Consider the following 18,579-nt stretch of genomic DNA (forward strand, 5'->3'; position numbering starts at 1 on the left):
AACCTCCTTGTATCTCAGGTTTGTCTCTCAGGCCGCCTGGGCCTCGGTCTCAGGCAAGGCGTAGACGCCTTCTTTGTCATGCACTTCCTGGCCGGTCAGCGGCGGGTTGAAGACGCAGATGACGCGCAGCGGCTCCTTGCCGCCGCACAACCAATGCTCGTCGTGTTCGTTCAGGGCGTAGACCACGCCGGGTCCCAGTTCGTACTTCTTGCCGTCGGCGATGGTCTCGATGGAACCGTCGCCTTCGATGCACCACACCGCCTCAAGATGGTTCTTGTAGTGGATGTGGGTGCGGCCGCCCGGAAAGATGGTGGTCTCGTGAAAGGAGAAGCCCATGCCGTCCTTCTTCAGCAGCACGCGGCGGCTGACCCAGGTGTCGGTGCGGACTTCGTCGGCAGTGCCGATCACATCTTTGACATTGCGTACGATCATTGACGTTTTCCTCCAAATTTCAGGATGCGGGCGGACTGCCCCTCTTCAGCGAGCGCTTCCGCGACGCTGGCCTCGATCACTTCCAGGCCCTTGCCCAGCAGCTCTTCCTCGATGGTCAGGGCGGGCAGCAGCTTCAGCACCTCATCGTGCGCGCCGGAAGTCTCGATCACCACGCCCTTCTTGAAGGCGCTCTGCGCGATGCGGTTGGCCAGGGCCGGCGTGGCATTGCAGACCAGCCCCTGGATCAGGCCGCGGCCGCGCACCGACAGGCCGGCGTTGGGATAGCTGTGCACCAGGTTTTCCAGCCAGTCGCGCACCTGGCGTTCCTTGCGCTGGATCTCGGCGGTGAAGGCCGTGTTGGCCCAATAGGTTTCCAGGGCCTGGGCCGCCGTGACGAAAGCCAGGTTGTTGCCGCGGAAGGTGCCGCTGTGGGCGCCGGGTTTCCAGATGTCCAGTTCCGGCTTCATCAGCACCAGCGACATCGGCAGGCCGAAGCCGGACAGCGATTTCGACAGGGTGATGATGTCGGGGCGGATGCCGGCGGCTTCGAAGCTGAAGAAGGTGCCGGTGCGGCCGCAGCCGACCTGGATGTCGTCCACGATCAGCAGCATGTCGTGACGCTTGCACAGCTTTTCCAGTTCCTTCAGCCAGCGCAGCGTCGCCACGTTGACACCGCCCTCGCCCTGCACCGTTTCCACGATGACGGCGGCAGGCTTGTCCATGCCGCTGCTGGGATCCTCCAGCATGCGTTCCAGGTAGGCCATGGTGTCCACGTCCGGACCAAAGTATCCGTCGTAGGGCATGAAGGTGGTGTTGCCCAGCGCATAGCCGGAAGCGTCGCGGAACTTCATGTTGGCGGTCACCGCCAGCGAGCCGCCGCTCACGCCATGAAAGCCGTGGGTGAACGAGATGACGTTGGGACGCCCCTTCACCTGGCGCGCGATCTTCAGCGCGGCTTCAACGGCGTTGGTGCCCGTCGGGCCGGTGAACTGCAAGGTGTATTGCCAGTTGCGCGGCTTGAGCAGCACGCGGTCCACCGTCTCCAGGAAACGCTTCTTCGCGCTGGTGGCCATATCCAGGCCGTGCACCACGCCGTCCGACTGGACGTACTCCAGCAGCTTTTCCTTGAGAACAGGATTGTTGTGGCCATAGTTCAGCGTGCCGGCGCCGCTGAAGAAATCGATGTATTCGGTGCCGTCCTCATCGATCAGGGTCGAGCCCCTGGCCTGGCTGAATATCACGGGGAACGACCGGATGTAGCCCCGTACCTCCGACTCCATCCGGTCAAAGATTTTCAAGTCCATGATTAATCCTCCCTTTTCATCTCATAAGTGGACGGACGGCCAGAACCCCTCCGGGAGCGCTTGCGCTTCCGGATCGGCCAACCATCCCGGTATTCGATAAGACCGCTGGGCTTGCGCCGCCCCTAGGGGGCAGGCAAGGCGAACGGACCTATCCTCAACAACATCTCGTCGTCGTGGTCCGCGCCGCCGAACAGTTGCCGGTCGAAGAACGGCTGTTCGGAGACGTGGGCGCCCAGTTCGCCGGCCAGGCCGGCAAAGCTGCGACGCGATGCCTGGTTGTCAGGCCCCACCGTGGTTTCGAGATAGCGGACATGCTCGAGACCCTTGCGGCGCAAGAGCTCGCGTAGCATGGCGCGGCCCAGTCGATGGCCGCGTGCGCGGGTGTGCACCGCGACCTGCCAGACAAACAAGGTGTCGGGCCGGTCCGGGATCACGTATGCGGAGATAAAACCGTCGATGCGTCCGCCGGCGCTTTCGGCCAGGACGCAGGTGTCGCGAAAGTGCTCAGCCTGGAGCAGGTACGCGTAGAGGGAATTCAGGTCGAGCGGCGGGCACTCGGAAATGAGGCGGTGGATGGCGGCGCCGTCTTTGCGGTCGGGCAGACGCATGTTATGGGTCTGCGCGCTGACCGCCGGCGCCACGGCACTTGAGAGGGTTGGGTTGTCCAGTTCGGCTTTCTTCATGCAACGATTCCCGATTCAGGGGGTGCCCCGCCCGTGGGCACTTCAAGGATGGGCGACGACACATCGCCATGCGTGTCGACGGCGGCCTGGCCGTCCTGTTCCATGAGCGCCACGATGCGCTCCAGGGACAGCGTGATGGTGGCCTGTTCAAGTTCCGGCAAGGCATTGAGCGCGTCCGCCAGATGCTTTTGCAACGGCGACGGCGCGCCCTGCGCCAGTTCGCGCCCCGCGTCCGTGGCCGTGACGAATACGATGCGGCGGTCTTCGCGGCCGCGTTCGCGGCGGATCAAGCCCTTGTCTTCAAGGCGATCCAGGATTCCGACCACGGTGCTGGGACTGACGTGCATTTCGCGGCTGATGGCGGTGGCCGTCATCGGGCCATTGGCGATCACGGTGCGCAGGCACATCAGTTGCGGCGCGGTGATATGGCTGACCGCCGACAGTTGCCGCGAGTGCAAGGCGATGGAACGCGTGATGCGACGCAAGGCCCGCAGAATGCGCAAATCGTATTGCTGTGAAGGATCGGATTTCGCGGCGTCAGTCATGGGGAAAACAAGGTTTGGTGAAATTCATTTCTACACGAATGATATGCGCACGATTCATTCCCGTCAAACAAAAATCCCGTTGCATGCTGTAAGCAAATGAGCGCCGATTTGCAGAGGATCGCGGCGAATTTCAAGGACTTACCGGCGAAAGGCTCCTCCTTTCCTCACATGGGTTCTAGGGGTAATCCTTATAAAAACATATGTTTTTTTATAAGCCATAGATTTATCATATGTTTTTTATGGCATTCCCCGCAGACATGTCCTTGCCGTCCAAGCTCCTTCACACCCTCCAGGAAAAACTGGAACAGCTGCCGCCTGAATTGCAGCGGGCGGCGCACTGGGTCGTGGCGCATCCCGCCGAGGTGGGGCTGTGGTCGATGCGACGCCAGGCCCAGACCCTGGGCGTGGCGCCGGCAACGATGCTGCGACTGGCGCGCGCGGTCGGATTTTCCAGCTACGAGGATTTCCGCCAACCGTTCCAGCAGGCCTTGGCGGGACAGGCTTCCCCCGGCTTGCGCGATCGCGCGGCCGCCCTGCAGGCCGCGGCGGGCGAACCCGCCGAACCCGGCCACGACGTGTTGACCGACTACCAGATCCAGGCCATGAGCTCAGTCTGCGCGCTGAATCCGCCCTCCGCCTTCGACGCGGCGGTGCAGACCTTGCTGCAAGCCCGCCAGGTCGGCTTCCTGGGCACGCGTTCGGCCTTCGGCATCGCTTTCCAGATGCGTTACGCCTACCAGCTGGTGCGCCGCAACAGCGTCCTGATCGACGGCCTGGGCGGCGCGCCCGCCGAACAGGCCGACAACCTGGGCGCGGGCGACGCGCTGATCGTCATTTCGCAGGCGCCCTATCCCACCGCCACCGTGCAGCTGGCGCGCCAGGCCGCGCAGCGCGGCGTGACGCTCATCGCGCTGACCGACGACCCCTTGTCGCCACTGGCCGTGGAAGCGCGCCATACCCTGCGCTTCGCGCCGCCGGACCGCGAAGGCGTGCGGGCGCGGCCGGCGCGGCAGGGCCCGGGCTCCTTCTTCCACACCACCGCGGGCCTGCTGGGCCTGGCCGAGCACCTGATCGCGCGCCTGACCGCGCGCGGCGGCGACGAAGTGCTGAGCCGCCTGACCGAAGTCGAACAACGCCTGCTCAACGACAACGTCTACTGGAACGGCGCCCAGCCGCGCCGCCCGGGCTGATGCCCGGCCCCGGATTCGCCTTCAACCTACTGCCTTGCGGAATTGCCCCATGAACCCTACCCACGTCATGCATCGCTCCTTGCGCCAGACGCCTCCCGTCGCGGTACGCGGCCAGGGCGTATGGGTCTACGACAGCGCCGGCCGCTCCTATATCGACGGCTCGGGCGGCGCCGCGGTCTCCTGCCTGGGCCACAACCATCCCGACGTCCAGGCCGCCATGCATGCGCAGATCGATGCGCTGTCCTATGCCCACACCAGCTTCTTCACCACCGAAGTCGCCGAACAGCTGGCGGACCGGCTGGTGGCCGACGCCCCTGAAGGCATCTCCCACGCCTACTTCGTTTCGGGGGGCTCTGAAGCCGTGGAAGCCGCGCTGAAGATGGCGCGGCAGTATTTCGTGGAAACCGGCCAGCCGCAACGCCGCCACATCGTCGCGCGGCGCCAGAGCTATCACGGCAACACGCTGGGCGCGCTGGCGGTGGGCGGCAACGCCTGGCGCCGCGCGCAGTTCGCGCCGCTGCTGATCGAGGTCGAACACGTTTCGCCCTGCTACGCCTACCGCGACCAGCGCGAAGGCGAAAGCCCCGAGCAGTACGGCGAGCGCCTGGCGCAGGAGCTGGAGCAGACCTTCGAACGCCTGGGCCCGGACACGGTGATGGCCTTCGTGGCCGAGCCCGTGGTGGGCGCCACTGCCGGCGCCGTCACCGCGGTGCCGGGCTATTTCCGCCGCATCCGCGAAGTCTGCGACCGCCACGGCGTGCTGCTGATCGCCGACGAGGTCATGTGCGGCATGGGCCGCACCGGCACGCTGTACGCAGTGGAACAGGAAGGCATCACCCCCGACCTGATCACCATCGCCAAGGGCCTGGGCGGCGGCTACCAGCCCATCGGCGCGGTGATGGTGCAGCAACGCATCGTGGACGCCATGCAGCAAGGCAGCGGCTTCTTCCAGCACGGCCACACCTACCTGGGCCATGCGATCGCCTGCGCGGCCTCGCTGGCCGTGCAGAACGTGATCCGGCGCGACGGCCTGCTGGCGCGCGTGCGCGCCCAGGGCGAGGGCTTGCGCCAGCGCCTGGAAAGCGCGCTGGGCGCGCATCCGCATGTCGGCGACATCCGCGGCCGCGGCCTCTTCATGGGCATCGAACTGGTGCAGGACCGCGCCAGCAAGCATACCTTCGACCCCGCGCTGTCGCTGCATGCGCGCATCAAGCGCGAAGCCATGGCCCGCGGCCTGATGGTCTACCCGATGGGCGGCACCATCGACGGCCGCCACGGCGACCATGTGCTGCTCGCTCCGCCCTTCATCATCTCCGACGATGAACTGGACCAGTTGACCGAACTTCTGAGCGGCGCCATCGACGCCGCCATCGCGCAGGCGAGCGCCTAGCCGCCGCCTGCAAGCGCGGCGCAGGGGATTGCGCCGCGCCGCCCGCCTCTCGCGGGCTCGTGATGATACGCACAGGGCGCTCCGCGGCTCGCGGGGCGCGCCAACCGCCGGCAAAGACCGGCAATATCACGGGGAAAAACCCCAAAAGGAGTTTGCATGACCACGTCCGTCAAACACCCCTTGGGCCACCGCAACGCCTTGACGCTCGCAGCCGCGGGCCTCGCCACGGCATTGCTGTCCACGGCGCCGGCTCCCGCCGCCGCCCAACAGAAGTTCGTCAGTATCGGCACGGGCGGCGTCACCGGCGTCTACTATGCCGCTGGCGGCGCCATCTGCCGCCTCGTCAACAAGGACCGTTCCAGCCACGGCATCCGCTGCTCGGTCGAATCTACCGGCGGCTCGGTCTTCAACGCCAACACCATCAAGGCCGGCGAGCTCGACCTGGGCGTGGTGCAATCCGACGTGGGCTTCAATGCCTACAACGGCGAGGGCCAGTTCAAGCAGGCGGGCCCCTTCTCCAAGCTGCGCTCCGTGTTCTCGATCCACCCCGAGCCCTTCACCGTCGTCACCCGCAAGGAGGCGAACGTCAAGAGCTTCGAAGACCTGAAGGGCAAGCGCTTCAACGTCGGCAACCCCGGCTCCGGCACGCGCGCGTCCATGGAAGAGTTGCTCGGCACCATGGGTTGGACGCTGAAGGATTTTTCGCTGGCATCCGAGCTGCGCCCCGACGAGCACGGTTCGGCGCTGTGCGACGGCAAGATCGACGGCTTCTTCTACGGCGTGGGCCACCCCTCCGCCAACATCCAGGACCCCACCACCAGCTGCGGCGCCAAGCTCGTGTCGCTGACCGGCCCGGCGGTGGACAAGCTGGTCGAGAAGTACCCCTACTACGCCCATGCCACGATTCCGGCCGGACTGTATCCGAACAACCCGGCGGAAACCAAGACCTACGGCGTGACGGCGACCTTCGTCACCTCGGCCGACGTGCCCGAGGCCACGGTCTACACCGTGGTCAAGGCCGTGTTCGACAACTTCGACGACTTCAAGAAGCTGCACCCCGCCTTCGCCAACCTGAAGGCCGCGGACATGGTGAAGAACGGACTGTCGGCGCCGCTGCATCCGGGTGCCGAGAAGTACTTCAAGGAAAAGGGCCTGCTCTGAGGCTCGGGCCCTCGGGGCCGCCGTAACGGCCAGCCTGCGCGGCCCGGACCCTGGGGTCCGGCCGCGCACGGGCTGCCGGACCTTGCGCTGCATGGCCGCGCGCAAGGACACAACGCGCGCCGCGCCGCCGGCGCGCGCCATGACACGTAGGGGAATTTCATGACTAAAGAGCCGCACAAGCCGGCCCCGGACCTGGAACAGCTGGTCGCCGACGCCGACCGTGGAGGCCGCAATGTGCGCGGCCTCGCGGGCGCGACTCTGGCGGCCGGCGCGCTGATCTGGTCCATCTTCCAGCTCTGGTATGCGTCGCCGCTGCCGTTTTCGCTGAACTGGGGCATTTTCAACGACACCGAGGCGCGCGCCCTGCACCTGGGCATCGCCATGTTCCTGGGCTACCTGGCCTACCCTGCCAGCAAGCGTTCCGCGCGCGACCGCATGCCCTGGTACGACTGGGCGCTGGCGCTGATGGCGGGCTTCTGCGGCAGCTATCTGTATGTCTTCTATAACGAACTGGCGGGCCGTCCCGGCCAGCCCACGACGATGGACGTGGCCACCGCCGTCATCGGCCTGGCGCTGCTGCTGGAAGTCACGCGCCGTGCGCTGGGCCTGCCCATGACGGTGCTGGGCCTGGTGTTCGTCGCCTACGCCCTGGCCGGCCCCTGGCTGCCGGACGTGCTGGCGCATCGCGGCGCTTCGCTGGAGCGCCTGATGTCGCACATGTGGCTGACCACCGAGGGCGTGTACGGCGTGGCGCTGGGCGTATCGGTGTCGTACATCTTCATCTTCGTGCTGCTGGGCTCCATGCTGGACAAGTGCGGCGCGGGCAACTACATGATGCAGGTGTCGTTCGCGCTGCTGGGCCATCTGCGCGGCGGGCCGGCCAAGGTGGCCGTGGTGTCCTCAGCCGTGAACGGACTGGTGTCGGCGTCATCGGTGGCCAACGTGGTGACGGGCGGCATCTTCACCATTCCCCTCATGAAGAAGGCCGGCTACGGCGGCGTGCGCGCGGGTGCGATCGAGACCGCCTCGTCCGTCAACGGCCAGATCATGCCGCCCGTGATGGGCGCGGCCGCCTTCCTGATGATCGAGTATGTCGGCATCCCCTACACCGACATCATCCGCCATGCGATCCTGCCAGCCGCGATCTCTTACATTGCGCTCTTCTACATCGTCCACCTGGAAGCCCTGAAACTGGGCATCCAGCCCATGATGGCCTCGGGCCCTGCGCGCACGCCGCTGCAGAAGCTGGCGGGCTGGGGCATGGGCATCAGCGGCACCTTGCTGGTGATGGGCGCGGCCTACTGGATAGGCACCGGCGTACAGGCCGTGGCCGGCGGCGCGGCCATCTGGATATTGCTGGCCATCCTGGCGGCACTCTATCTGTGGCTGCTGCGGGTAGCGGCCAGGCACCCTGACCTGCCGCAGGACATCGACATCAATCACCCCGTGCGGCCGCAGCCCTGGCCCACGGTGCGCGCCGGGCTGTACTTCCTGATCCCCATCGGCATCCTGGTCTGGTGCCTGAGCGTGGAAGAGCTGTCGGCCGGGCTGTCGGCCTTCTGGGCGGCAATGGCAATGCTGTTCCAGATGGTGACGCAGCGCCCGCTGATCGCCTGGTTCCGCCAGCAGCCGGTGTCCGCGCCCTGGCGCCAAGGCTGGCGCGACGCCATCGGCGGCCTGGAGGAAGGCGCCCGCAACATGATAGGCATCGCCATCGCCTGCGGCACCGCCGGACTGATCGTGGGCGCCATCACCCTGACCGGCCTGGGCCTGCGCATGACCGCCTTCGTCGAACTGGTGTCGATGGGCAATGTGCTGCTGATGCTGATCTTCACGGCCGTGGTGTGCCTGATCCTGGGCCTGGGCATGCCGACCACGGCCAACTACATCCTGATGGCGACGCTGATGGCGCCGGTGGTGGTGGAACTGGGCGCGCAGAACGGCCTGGTGATTCCACTGATTGCGGTGCACATGTTCGTTTTCTACTACGGCATCATGGCGGACATCACGCCGCCCGTGGGCCTGGCCACCTTCGCGGCCGCCGCCATCTCGGGCGAGGATCCGATCAAGACCGGCATCCAGGGCGTCACCTACGCGGCGCGCACGGCCATCCTGCCGTTCATGTTCGTGTTCAACCCCATGCTGCTGCTGATCGACGTCAGCTATGGCTGGGAACTGGCCCTGGTCGTGGGCGGCGCCACCCTGGCCTCGCTGACCTTCGCCGCGGCCACCATGCGCTGGTTCCGCGTGCGCTGCACGATGGCCGAGGTCGGCGTGCTGCTGCTGGTGACCTTCATGCTGTTCCGCCCCGACTGGTTCATGGACCATTTCGCGCCGCGCCACGAAAGCCGGCCGGCGTCCGAGATGCAGGCCATCGCCGCCGCGCTGCCCGACAACGGACGGCTCACCGTGGTGCTGCGCGGCATCAACCTGGAAGGCGACGAACTGACCAAGACCGTCGCCGTCGCCCTGCCCGAACTGGCGGACGGCACGGCCGGACAGGATGCGGGCCGCAAGCGGCTGGCCGAAGCCGGCCTGACCCTGATGAGCCTGGGCGACCAGACCCAGATCGGCGGCGTGCGTTTCGGCAGCCGCGCCCAGCGCGCGGGCTGGGAGCAAGGCTGGGACGTGCTGGAAGTGAAGTCGCCCAACCCGCAGCGCTGGTCCGACTTCTGGGTGTACGTACCCGCGTTGCTGCTGCTGGCGGGCATGTGGATGCGCCAGGGCCGGCGCGACGGCGGCGCGGCCGTCGGCCGGCTGCACGCCAAGCCGGCCTGATCGGACTGGAGACTCGGGCGGACTGGTCAGTCCGCCCGCGCGCGCCGCCAGGCCGGCCAGGCCGGCCAGGCGCCGATGGTAAGCGCGCGCAGGAACCACTCCACCGGGCCATAGGCGTGGCGCCGCAGCCACCAGGCCGACAGCGGCAACTGCGCCGCGAAGATCGCCACGGCGATGGCGAACGCCGCCAGCGGCGACACCGAGCCGAACAGGCGCAAGCCCCAGCCGGTGAAGAGAAACGCGCAGACCACCGATTGCATCAAGTAGTTGCTCAGCGCCATGCGCCCGGCGGGCGCAAGCCAGCCCGCCAGCCGCGCGCCGGGCCGGGTGCGCATGGCGAGCAGCAAGGCTGCCGCATACGACATGCTGAGCAAGGGCGCGGTCAGCAGATCCGCCGCCAGGCCCGGCAATTCCCAGGCCGCGCCCGCCGACGGCATCGCACTGAAGGCATAGGCTGCGGACCCGGCCAAGCCAGGCGCCAGGCCCAGCGCGCACAGCAGCCACAGCGCCCGCGGCTGACGCCAGGGATCGGCCAGCGCGTTGCCGCGGCCCAGCGCGTAGCCTGCCAGGAACATGGCGAACGCGAACGGCCCTTGCACGAACAGGACCGTGAACCAGACGCCGCCGGTCAGCTCCTTCACATGCTGCGCGATGGTCGTGGCGATGGTGCCCCGGTACGCCTCGATCGAGGCCAGCGCATCCGCGTAGTACTGCGCCTTGTACTCCGGCGACACCGGGTCGAGGTAGCTCAGCGCGCCCATCAAGGCCCACAGCGACGCGGTCAGCACGACGAGCCACAGCGAAATGCGCAGCGCCCGCCTGGGATCCATGCGCCGGCACAGCAGCAGCGCCAACCCCAGCAGCGCATAGGTAAGCAGGATGTCGCCCTGGTAGAACAGCACCGCGTGCGCCAATCCCAGCAACGCCAGGCCCGCCAGCCGCCGCAGGAAGCGCGGCGCGAAGGCCGCCTGGCTGCGCTCGGCGGCGCTCATCTGCAAGGTGAAGCTGTAGCCGAACAGGAACGAGAACAGCAGGTAGAACTTGGTCTCGAACAGCCAGGCGATCAGCCAGCGCACGGTCAGGTCCAGCGGTTGCGAGTAGGCCGGATCCGGCACGCCGGCGCCATAGAACGGCGAGGAGAACACGCCGATGTTGACCACCAGGATGCCGAACAGCGCGAAGCCGCGCAGCGCGTCGACCTGCGCCAGCCGCGCGTGGGTTGCCGGCGCGTTCATGCCTGCCTCCCGGCGGCTGCGCCCTGACTGGCTGCGTCCTGTTCGGCCATGCCTGGTCCGGCCGCATTCTGCACGGCTGCGTCCTGCCCGGCGATGTCCAGTCCGGCCGCGCCCTGCCCGCCCGTACCGGGCAGGCAACGCAGCAAGGCCTGATCCAACAAGCGGCTGCCCGCCGCCGCGCCGAAGGCGGGATCGACCACCGAACGGCTGTAGACGCCGTCCAGCAACAGCAACAGCGTGTCGGCCATTTCGGCTGGGGGCTGCGGCGGCGCGCGTTGCGCCCACACCGTTTCCAGCAAAGCCATCAGTCCAGCCTTGCGCACGGCCTCGTTTTCCATCACCAGCGCATGCACGCGCGGATTGCGCACGGCCTCGGCCAAAATCTCCATGCCCAGCCGGACATAACCGGAGTCCTGGTGCAGCGCCAACTGCGCGGCGACCCAGTCCGCCAGCGCCCCCCTCGCGTCCGGCGCGGCGCATGCCCGCCGCATGAGCTCGCGCGCGGATTCCGTGTCCGACGCGATCAACGCTTCGATGATCTCGGCCTTGCTGCCGTAGTAATGGAACAGGTTGCCCGGGCTCATGCCGGCGCGGGCGCAGATCTGCGCCGTGGAGGTCGAATGGAAGCCTTGCTCGGCGAAACAGTCAGCCGCCGCGGCCAATATCTGGGTCCGCCGTTCCTGCTGCTTGATGGGGTCGATCTTGCGCATCTTATTAATAGACTGAATGGTCTATCTATTAAATACCGGGAGCGCGGCGCAGGTCAACAGGCGAAAAAAAGGCGGCGGGCCACAGCCCGCCGCCTTCCCTTCCTGCCCGCTGGACGCCTAGCCCAGTACCGGCGACAGCACCGGCTGCTTGGGCCGCACGTCCAGCGCCCGGCCCTTGCGGGCGCGCTTGCCGACGTACGGCGCCAGCGCGTCGCCAGCCAGGATGTCCTCGGTGTGCTTGTTGCGGTAGATGCCGGAAGCGCGCAGGCCGCCCGCGCCGATGGGCACGGTCTGGTCCAGCTTGTCGGTCCCGTCCAGCCCCATCAGGATGGTGCCGCGGCCTCCGCCGGACAAGGTCTTGACCTCGTCCAGCCCGAACACCAGGAACTTGCCCTTGTGCGACAGCAGGGCCAATTGCTTGGCGCCGTCGAACAGCGGCACCGGGCGCAACAGTTCGTCGCCCTCTTCCAGGGTGATGAACTGCTTGCCGGCGCGCTGGCGGCTGACCATGTCGGACAGTTTGGCGGCAAAGCCGTAGCCGCCGCGCGTGGCCAGCAGCCAGCGGCTGTCGGCCGCGGCCGCGATGGTGTGGACGATGCGCGTGCCGCTGCCCAGGTCGATCATGGTGGTGACCGGCTGGCCGTCGCCGCGGGCCGAGGGCAGCCCGGCGACCGGCACCGAATAGACGCGGCCGTTGTCGCCCACCGCGATCAGCGTGTCGGTGGTGCGGCATTCAAAGGCGCCGTACAGGTCATCGCCCTGCTTGAAGCCGAATTGCGAGGCGTCATGGCCGTGGCCCTGGCGGGCGCGCAGCCAGCCCTTTTGCGACACGACCACGGTGACGGGCTCGTCCAGCACCTTGGTTTCGAGCACGGCGCGCTCGGCGGTTTCGATCAGGGTGCGGCGATCGTCGCCGTATTGCTTGGCGTCGGCCTCGATTTCCTTGACCAGCAGGCGCTTGAGCGCGGCGGGGTTGTCCAGCAATTCCTGCAGGCGCACCTGTTCGTCGCGTTTGTCGGCCAGTTCCTGTTCGATCTTGAAGCCTTCCAGGCGGGCCAGCTGGCGCAGGCGCATTTCCAGGATGTCTTCGGCCTGCCGCTCGGACAGCTTGAAGCGTTCCATCAGCGCGGCGCGCGGCTCGTCGGATTCGCGGATCGTCTGGATCACTTCGTCCACGTTCAGGTAGACGACCATGCGGCCTTCCAGCACGTGGATGCGGTCGATGACCTTGTCCAGGCGGAAGCGCGTGCGGCGCACCACGGTGTTGGTGCGGAACGCCACCCACTCGACCAGGATGTCGCGCAGGCCCTTCTGGCGCGGACGACCGTCGGTGCCGATGCACACCAGGTTGATCGACGAGCTGCTTTCCATGCTGGTCTGCGCCAGCAGCGTGTTGACGAATTCGTCGCGGTCCACGCGCGAGGTCTTGGGTTCGAAGACCAGGCGCACGGCGGCGTCCTTGCCCGATTCGTCCCGCACCGCGTCCAACAGGTTCAGCATCACGGCCTTGGCCTGCGTCTGCTCGGGCGTCAGGCTCTTCTTGCCGGTCTTGACCTTGGGGTTGGTGATTTCCTCGATCTCTTCCAGCACCTTCTGGCAAGAGGTGCCGGGCGGCAGCTCATGGACCACCAGCTGCCACTGGCCGCGCGCCATTTCCTCGAACTGCCAGCGCGCGCGCACCTTGAGCGAGCCGCGGCCGCCCGCGTAGATCTGGGCGATGTCCTCGGCCGGGGTGATGATCTGCCCGCCGCCCGCGAAGTCCGGGCCCGGGATCAGGGCGTGCAGCTCGGCGTCCGGCAGCTGCGGCTGCTTGATCAGCGCCACGCAGGCCTGCGCCACTTCGCGCAGGTTGTGCGGCGGGATCTCGGTGGCCATGCCGACCGCGATGCCCGAGGCGCCGTTGAGCAGCATGACGGGCAGCCGCGCCGGCAGCATCTGCGGCTCTTGTTGGCTGCCGTCGTAGTTGGGCACGAAATCCACGGTGCCCTCGTCCAGCTCGTCCAGCAGCAGCTTGGCGATGGGCGTGAGGCGCGCTTCGGTGTATCGCATGGCGGCGGCGTTGTCGCCGTCGCGCGAGCCGAAGTTGCCCTGGCCGTCGATCAGCGGGTAGCGCAGCGAGAAATCCTGCGCCATGCGCACCATGGCGTCATAGGCCGCCTGGTCGCCGTGCGGGTGGTATTTGCCCAGCACGTCGCCCACGACGCGCGCGGACTTCACGGGCTTGGCGCCGGAGCCCAGGCCCATCGCCTGCATGGCGTAGAGGATGCGGCGCTGCACGGGCTTCTGCCCGTCGCCGACGTCCGGCAGGGCGCGGCCCCGCACCACGGAAACCGCGTAGTCCAGGTAGGCCTGCTCCGCGTAGCGCGCCAGGGTGATGGCGGCGTCGCCGTCGCCATCGCCGCCAGGCGGGTTGGAATCGAACAAGCCGGGTTGATTGCTGTCGGTCATGATGTATTCAGGTAGACAATTTCATCGAAACGGCGTCAAAGCGCCTGCGCGGACGACATCAGCTGCGTGTCAGCGACATGCGCGCGCAGCTGGGTCCGCACCGCATCCAGCGTGGCGGCGTCCTGGCCGCGCTTGGGAATGATCACGCCTTGCAGGGTGCCGAGAATGACATAGAGATGTTCCGGGGTTTCCTCGACCCGCCGCACATCGGACCAGTCCATGCGCCCGGAGGCGCTGGCGGTGGAGTCCGTGATGCCGTCGGGACCGAAATCCAGCTGGTGGCGGCCCAGGAAAAGCTCGTCGGGCTGCCGTTTCAGCATGCGGCGCGTGTTCATCTTCACCAGCGCCGGCAGGATGAACTCGTAGGCCAGCGCCAGCAGCGCCAGGATACCCAGGCCGACGGCCAGCCCCTGGAAATACACGGGCAGGATCTGCCCCCAGTTCGGCCCCTTGCCGTCCCAGGTCTGCCAGATCAGGTAGGCCAGCAGGGCCACGACCATCAGGATCGCGAAGCGCAGGTGCGAGCGGTAGCGGCGGCGGCGCAGCTCCGGCCGCTTGTACACGTAGGCGGCGAAGTCGGCGTAATCGTCGGCCGTCATTTCGACGTCCATGCGGGCGGTGCCAGGCGCGGATTCGGTCATCAGATATCCAGCTCCGCCAGGTTGCCCTTCTCTTCGATCCAGGCGCGGCGCTGCGAGGACTCGCCCTTGCCCATCAGCATGTCGAACATACGGGTGGTGTCTTCGGGGGTCTGGTCGCCGTAGCCCACGGGCAGCAGGCGGCGCGTGTCCGGATTCATGGTGGTTTCCCACAGCTGCTCGGGGTTCATTTCGCCCAGGCCCTTGAAGCGGCTGACGGACCAGGCGCCTTCACGCACGCCTTCCTTGCGCAGCTTGTCCTGCGCGGCTTCGAGCTCGCCTTCGTCCAGGCAGTAGATCTTGCGGGCCGGGCGCTTGCCCTGCGCCGGCACGTCCAGGCGGAACAGCGGCGGCTTGGCCACGAAGACGTTGCCGGCCTCGACCAGCTTGGGGAAGTGCTTGTAGAACAGCGTCAGCAGCAGCACCTGGATGTGCGAGCCGTCGACGTCCGCGTCCGACAGGATGCAGATGCGGCCATAGCGCAGGCCCGACAGGTCCGGCGTATCGCCGGGGCCGTGGGGGTCGACGCCGATGGCGACGGAAATGTCATGGATCTCGTTGTTGGCGAAAAGCCGGTCGCGATCCACCTCCCAGGAGTTGAGCACCTTGCCGCGCAGCGGCAGGATGGCCTGGAATTCCTTGTCGCGGCCCATCTTGGCGGAACCGCCGGCGGAGTCGCCCTCGACCAGGAAGACCTCGGTGCGGGTCGAATCGCTGGATTCGCAATCGGTCAGCTTGCCCGGCAGCACGGCCACGCCCGAGCTCTTGCGCTTTTCCACCTTCTGGGCCGAGCGCTGGCGCGCCTGGGCCTGGCGGATGGCCAGTTCGGCCAGCTTCTTGCCGTACTCGACGTTGCTGTGCAGCCACAGGTCCAACGCGCTCTTGGAAAAGCCGCCCACCAGGCGCACCGCGTCACGGCTGTTCAGGCGTTCCTTGATCTGCCCCTGGAACTGCGGGTCCAGCACCTTGGCCGACAGCACGAAGCTGGCGCGGGCGAACACGTCTTCGGGCAGCAGCTTGACGCCCTTGGGCAGCAGGCTGTGCAGTTCGGCAAAACCCTTGACCGCGCCGAACAGGCCTTCGCGCAGGCCCGATTCATGGGTGCCGCCGGCGGGCGTGGGGATCAGGTTGACGTAGGACTCGCGCACGGCGTTGCCGTCCTCGGTCCAGGCCACCACCCACTGCGCGCCCTCGCCTTCGGCGAAGTTCTCGTGGTCGGCGCCCGCGTACTGTTCGCCTTCAAAGAACGGCACCATCAGTTCCGCTCCCGCCAGCGCCTCGGACAGATAGCCGCGCAGGCCGTCCTGGTACTGCCAGGTCTTGGTGTCGCCGGTCTTTTCGTTGACCAGGGAGACCTTGACGCCGGGCAGCAGCACGGCCTTGCTGCGCAAGAGGTGCGTCAGCTCGCCCAAGGGAATGTTGGGGCTGTCGAAATACTTGGCGTCCGGCCAGACGCGCACGCGGGTGCCGGACTTCTTGCGGCCTCCCTGGTCGTAGGGCGCCAGGGGCTCGGCCACGTCGCCGCCCTTGAAGACCAGGCGGTTGACGGCGCCGTCGCGCCACACCACCACTTCCAGGCGCGTGGCCAGGGCGTTGGTGACGGACACGCCCACGCCGTGCAGGCCGCCGGAGAAGGCATAGGCGCCGCCGCCGGCCTTGTCGAACTTGCCGCCGGCGTGCAGGCGGGTGAAGACCAGCTCCACCACGGGAGCGTTCTCTTCGGGATGCAGGCCGACGGGAATGCCGCGGCCGTCGTCCTCGACGGAAACGCTGCCGTCCGCGTGCAGCGTGACCTGGATCTGCTTGCCGTAGCCGGCCAATGCCTCGTCTGCGGCGTTATCAATGACCTCCTGCACGACGTGCAGGGGGTTTTCGGTTCGGGTGTACATGCCCGGGCGCTGGCGCACGGGCTCCAGTCCCTTCAGGACGCGAATGGACGCCTCGGTGTAACGTGGAGTGGCCAAGTTATCCCCAACATCTGTGGAAAAAAACCGACATTTTACGGATAAGCCTAGATTCTGCGCGGCTCCCAGTGGGATGAGCACGACCTGAGCAGCTCCGAATTCGGTAGGATGATGACAGTCACAGCCAGCGCATCGGGGCCGCTGGGCCCGGATCGCGACAACTGCGCCGCAACATCCTACACAAATCCAGCAACTCCTGTTGTTATTAACAGTGGTATGCCTGTTGTTATTGACAGTGGTATGCTTGAGTCCATTCCACAAACAAGAACAACGGCAAGGCGCGTCCCTTTTTTACGCGCCTTTTGCTGCCGAACCGAGAAACACCATCATGAGCGACCAAATCAAGAACGTCAGTGACGCGAGCTTCGATGCCGATGTGTTGAAATCCGGCCAGCCGGTGCTGGTGGACTACTGGGCCGCCTGGTGTGGCCCCTGCAAGATGATTGCCCCGATCCTGGAAGAAGTCGCCACGGAGTACGCCGGTCGCCTGACGATCGCGAAGCTGAACGTCGACGAAAACCAGGGCACTGCCACCAAGTACGGCATCCGCGGCATTCCTACCCTCATGCTCTTTAAAGACGGCCAGGCTGCCGCCACCAAGGTTGGCGCGCTGTCGAAGTCGCAACTGACCGCATTCCTGGACGGCGCGCTGTAATCCGCGTGCCGTGAACGAAGGCGCCGCCCTCGGGGCGGCGCTCATTCAATACCGCGTGTGCCCGTCCGTGGCGCGCCGCCAGAACTCTCCTTCACTTTCCCCCAAAAATCCACCGCGATGCACCTCAACGAACTGAAGGCGCTGCACGTCTCGCAGCTGCTGGAAATGGCCGCCGGCCTGGAAATCGAGAACGCCAACCGCCTGCGCAAGCAGGAATTGATGTTCGCCATCATGAAACGGCGCGCCAAGCAGGGCGAGCAGATCTTCGGCGACGGCGTCCTGGAAGTCCTGCCTGACGGCTTCGGCTTCCTGCGCTCGCCCGAGACCTCGTATCTGGCCAGCACGGACGACATCTACATCTCGCCCTCGCAGATCCGCCGCTTCAACCTGCACACCGGCGACTCGATCGAAGGCGAAGTGCGCACGCCCAAGGACGGCGAGCGCTATTTCGCCCTGGTGAAGGTGGACAAGGTCAACGGCGTGGCGCCGGAAGCGATCAAGCATCGCATCATGTTCGAGAACCTGACGCCGCTGCACCCGAACCGCACCATGCGGCTGGAACGCGACATCAAGAGCGAAGAAAACCTCACGGGCCGCATTCTTGACGTCTTCGCCCCCATCGGCATGGGCCAGCGCGGCCTGATCGTCGCCAGCCCCAAGTCCGGCAAGACGGTGATGATGCAGCACATCGCGCATGCCATCACCACCAACTACCCCGACGCGGTCATGATCGTCCTGCTGGTGGACGAGCGCCCCGAGGAAGTGACCGAAATGCAGCGCACCGTGCGCGGCGAAGTGGTCGCCTCGACCTTCGACGAACCCGCCACCCGCCACGTGCAGGTCGCGGAAATGGTCATCGAAAAGGCCAAGCGCCTGGTCGAAATGAAGAAGGACGTGGTCATCCTGCTGGACTCGATCACCCGCCTGGCCCGCGCCTACAACACCGTGGTGCCGGCCTCCGGCAAGGTGCTGACCGGCGGCGTGGACGCCAACGCCCTGCAACGTCCCAAGCGCTTCTTCGGCGCTGCCCGCAACCTGGAAGAAGGCGGTTCGCTGACCATCCTGGGCACGGCGCTGATCGAAACCGGCAGCCGCATGGACGAAGTCATCTACGAAGAGTTCAAGGGCACCGGCAACTCCGAAGTCCACCTTGAACGCCGCCTGGCTGAAAAGCGCGTCTACCCGTCGATCAACCTGAACAAGTCCGGCACCCGCCGCGAAGAGCTGCTGATCGCTCCGGACCTGCTGCAGAAGGTCTGGGTGCTGCGCAAGTTCATCCACGACATGGACGAAGTCCAATCCATGGAATTCATCCTGGACAAGATGCGCGCCACCAAGACCAACGCCGAATTCTTCGACATGATGAAGAAGAAGTAAGCCGCGCCATGTTCCGCGGCGCACGCGCCGCGGACCGGCCCATGAAAAACGCCCTGCAGCGCGATGCGC

15 protein-coding genes are annotated in these 18,579 nt (G+C 66.5%); 6 read left to right on the forward strand and 9 right to left on the reverse strand.

The features are described 5' to 3' along the window. Nucleotides 1–27: 27 nt before the first annotated feature. The 4 genes from HWY37_RS30615 to HWY37_RS30630 all read right to left on the reverse strand — a co-directional run bounded on the left by HWY37_RS30615 (nucleotide 28) and on the right by HWY37_RS30630 (nucleotide 2,964). Nucleotides 28–432, reverse strand: a complete 405-nt coding sequence (locus HWY37_RS30615; protein WP_175207442.1) for an ectoine synthase — start codon at nucleotides 430–432, stop codon at nucleotides 28–30. Further along, complete coding sequence (gene ectB, locus HWY37_RS30620; protein WP_175207443.1) at nucleotides 429–1,736, reverse strand: diaminobutyrate--2-oxoglutarate transaminase; 1,308 nt, start codon at nucleotides 1,734–1,736, stop codon at nucleotides 429–431. Before ectB ends, HWY37_RS30615 begins: the two co-directional genes overlap by 4 nt. Nucleotides 1,737–1,858: 122 nt before the next feature. Then, nucleotides 1,859–2,419, reverse strand: a complete 561-nt coding sequence (ectA, locus tag HWY37_RS30625) for a diaminobutyrate acetyltransferase (RefSeq protein ID WP_175207444.1) — start codon at nucleotides 2,417–2,419, stop codon at nucleotides 1,859–1,861. After that, nucleotides 2,416–2,964 (reverse strand): MarR family winged helix-turn-helix transcriptional regulator, encoded by a 549-nt coding sequence (locus HWY37_RS30630; RefSeq protein WP_173142993.1) that lies wholly within the window; start codon nucleotides 2,962–2,964, stop codon nucleotides 2,416–2,418. Before HWY37_RS30630 ends, ectA begins: the two co-directional genes overlap by 4 nt. A 257-nt stretch (nucleotides 2,965–3,221) precedes the next feature. Here HWY37_RS30630 and HWY37_RS30635 point away from each other — a divergent pair, with 257 nt between their 5' ends. The 4 genes from HWY37_RS30635 (at nucleotide 3,222) to HWY37_RS30650 (ending at nucleotide 9,483) form a co-directional block, all read left to right on the forward strand. Next, complete coding sequence (locus tag HWY37_RS30635) at nucleotides 3,222–4,154, forward strand: MurR/RpiR family transcriptional regulator (RefSeq protein ID WP_176090549.1); 933 nt, start codon at nucleotides 3,222–3,224, stop codon at nucleotides 4,152–4,154. A gap of 49 nt (nucleotides 4,155–4,203) precedes the next feature. Next, on the forward strand, nucleotides 4,204–5,544 hold the full coding sequence (locus HWY37_RS30640; RefSeq protein WP_176090536.1) for an aspartate aminotransferase family protein: 1,341 nt from the start codon (nucleotides 4,204–4,206) through the stop codon (nucleotides 5,542–5,544). Between the two features lie 156 nt (nucleotides 5,545–5,700). Further along, nucleotides 5,701–6,705, forward strand: a complete 1,005-nt coding sequence (locus HWY37_RS30645) for a TAXI family TRAP transporter solute-binding subunit (RefSeq protein ID WP_175207446.1) — start codon at nucleotides 5,701–5,703, stop codon at nucleotides 6,703–6,705. Nucleotides 6,706–6,864: 159 nt separating this feature from the next. Beyond that, nucleotides 6,865–9,483 carry a TRAP transporter permease gene (locus HWY37_RS30650; RefSeq protein ID WP_175207447.1) on the forward strand — a complete coding sequence of 873 codons (2,619 nt, stop codon included), beginning with the start codon at nucleotides 6,865–6,867 and terminating at the stop codon, nucleotides 9,481–9,483. A gap of 26 nt (nucleotides 9,484–9,509) precedes the next feature. Here HWY37_RS30650 and HWY37_RS30655 read toward each other — a convergent pair whose 3' ends face one another. The 5 genes from HWY37_RS30655 to HWY37_RS30675 form a co-directional block, all read right to left on the reverse strand. Further along, nucleotides 9,510–10,718: a DUF418 domain-containing protein gene (locus tag HWY37_RS30655; RefSeq protein ID WP_176090537.1), complete on the reverse strand. Its 1,209-nt coding sequence runs from the start codon at nucleotides 10,716–10,718 to the stop codon at nucleotides 9,510–9,512. Continuing rightward, the gene (locus HWY37_RS30660; protein WP_246302452.1) at nucleotides 10,715–11,428 is read right to left on the reverse strand and encodes a TetR/AcrR family transcriptional regulator; all 714 of its coding nucleotides are present in this window, start codon (nucleotides 11,426–11,428) and stop codon (nucleotides 10,715–10,717) included. Before HWY37_RS30660 ends, HWY37_RS30655 begins: the two co-directional genes overlap by 4 nt. A gap of 117 nt (nucleotides 11,429–11,545) precedes the next feature. Further along, nucleotides 11,546–13,876: a DNA topoisomerase IV subunit A gene (gene parC, locus HWY37_RS30665; RefSeq protein ID WP_175207449.1), complete on the reverse strand. Its 2,331-nt coding sequence runs from the start codon at nucleotides 13,874–13,876 to the stop codon at nucleotides 11,546–11,548. 35 nt (nucleotides 13,877–13,911) lie between these two features. Further along, nucleotides 13,912–14,517, reverse strand: coding sequence for a YcxB family protein (locus HWY37_RS30670; protein ID WP_176090538.1), 606 nt, complete (start codon nucleotides 14,515–14,517; stop codon nucleotides 13,912–13,914). Then, nucleotides 14,517–16,478, reverse strand: a complete 1,962-nt coding sequence (locus HWY37_RS30675; RefSeq protein ID WP_176090539.1) for a DNA topoisomerase IV subunit B — start codon at nucleotides 16,476–16,478, stop codon at nucleotides 14,517–14,519. Before HWY37_RS30675 ends, HWY37_RS30670 begins: the two co-directional genes overlap by 1 nt. Nucleotides 16,479–16,806: 328 nt before the next feature. Here HWY37_RS30675 and trxA point away from each other — a divergent pair, with 328 nt between their 5' ends. Beyond that, nucleotides 16,807–17,133 (forward strand): thioredoxin TrxA, encoded by a 327-nt coding sequence (gene trxA / locus HWY37_RS30680; RefSeq protein WP_006218534.1) that lies wholly within the window; start codon nucleotides 16,807–16,809, stop codon nucleotides 17,131–17,133. A gap of 117 nt (nucleotides 17,134–17,250) precedes the next feature. Then, nucleotides 17,251–18,510 carry a transcription termination factor Rho gene (rho, locus tag HWY37_RS30685; RefSeq protein WP_006218533.1) on the forward strand — a complete coding sequence of 420 codons (1,260 nt, stop codon included), beginning with the start codon at nucleotides 17,251–17,253 and terminating at the stop codon, nucleotides 18,508–18,510. Nucleotides 18,511–18,579 lie beyond the last annotated feature (69 nt).

The organism is Achromobacter anxifer (assembly GCF_903652925.1).
Taxonomy (GTDB): domain Bacteria; phylum Pseudomonadota; class Gammaproteobacteria; order Burkholderiales; family Burkholderiaceae_B; genus Achromobacter; species Achromobacter anxifer.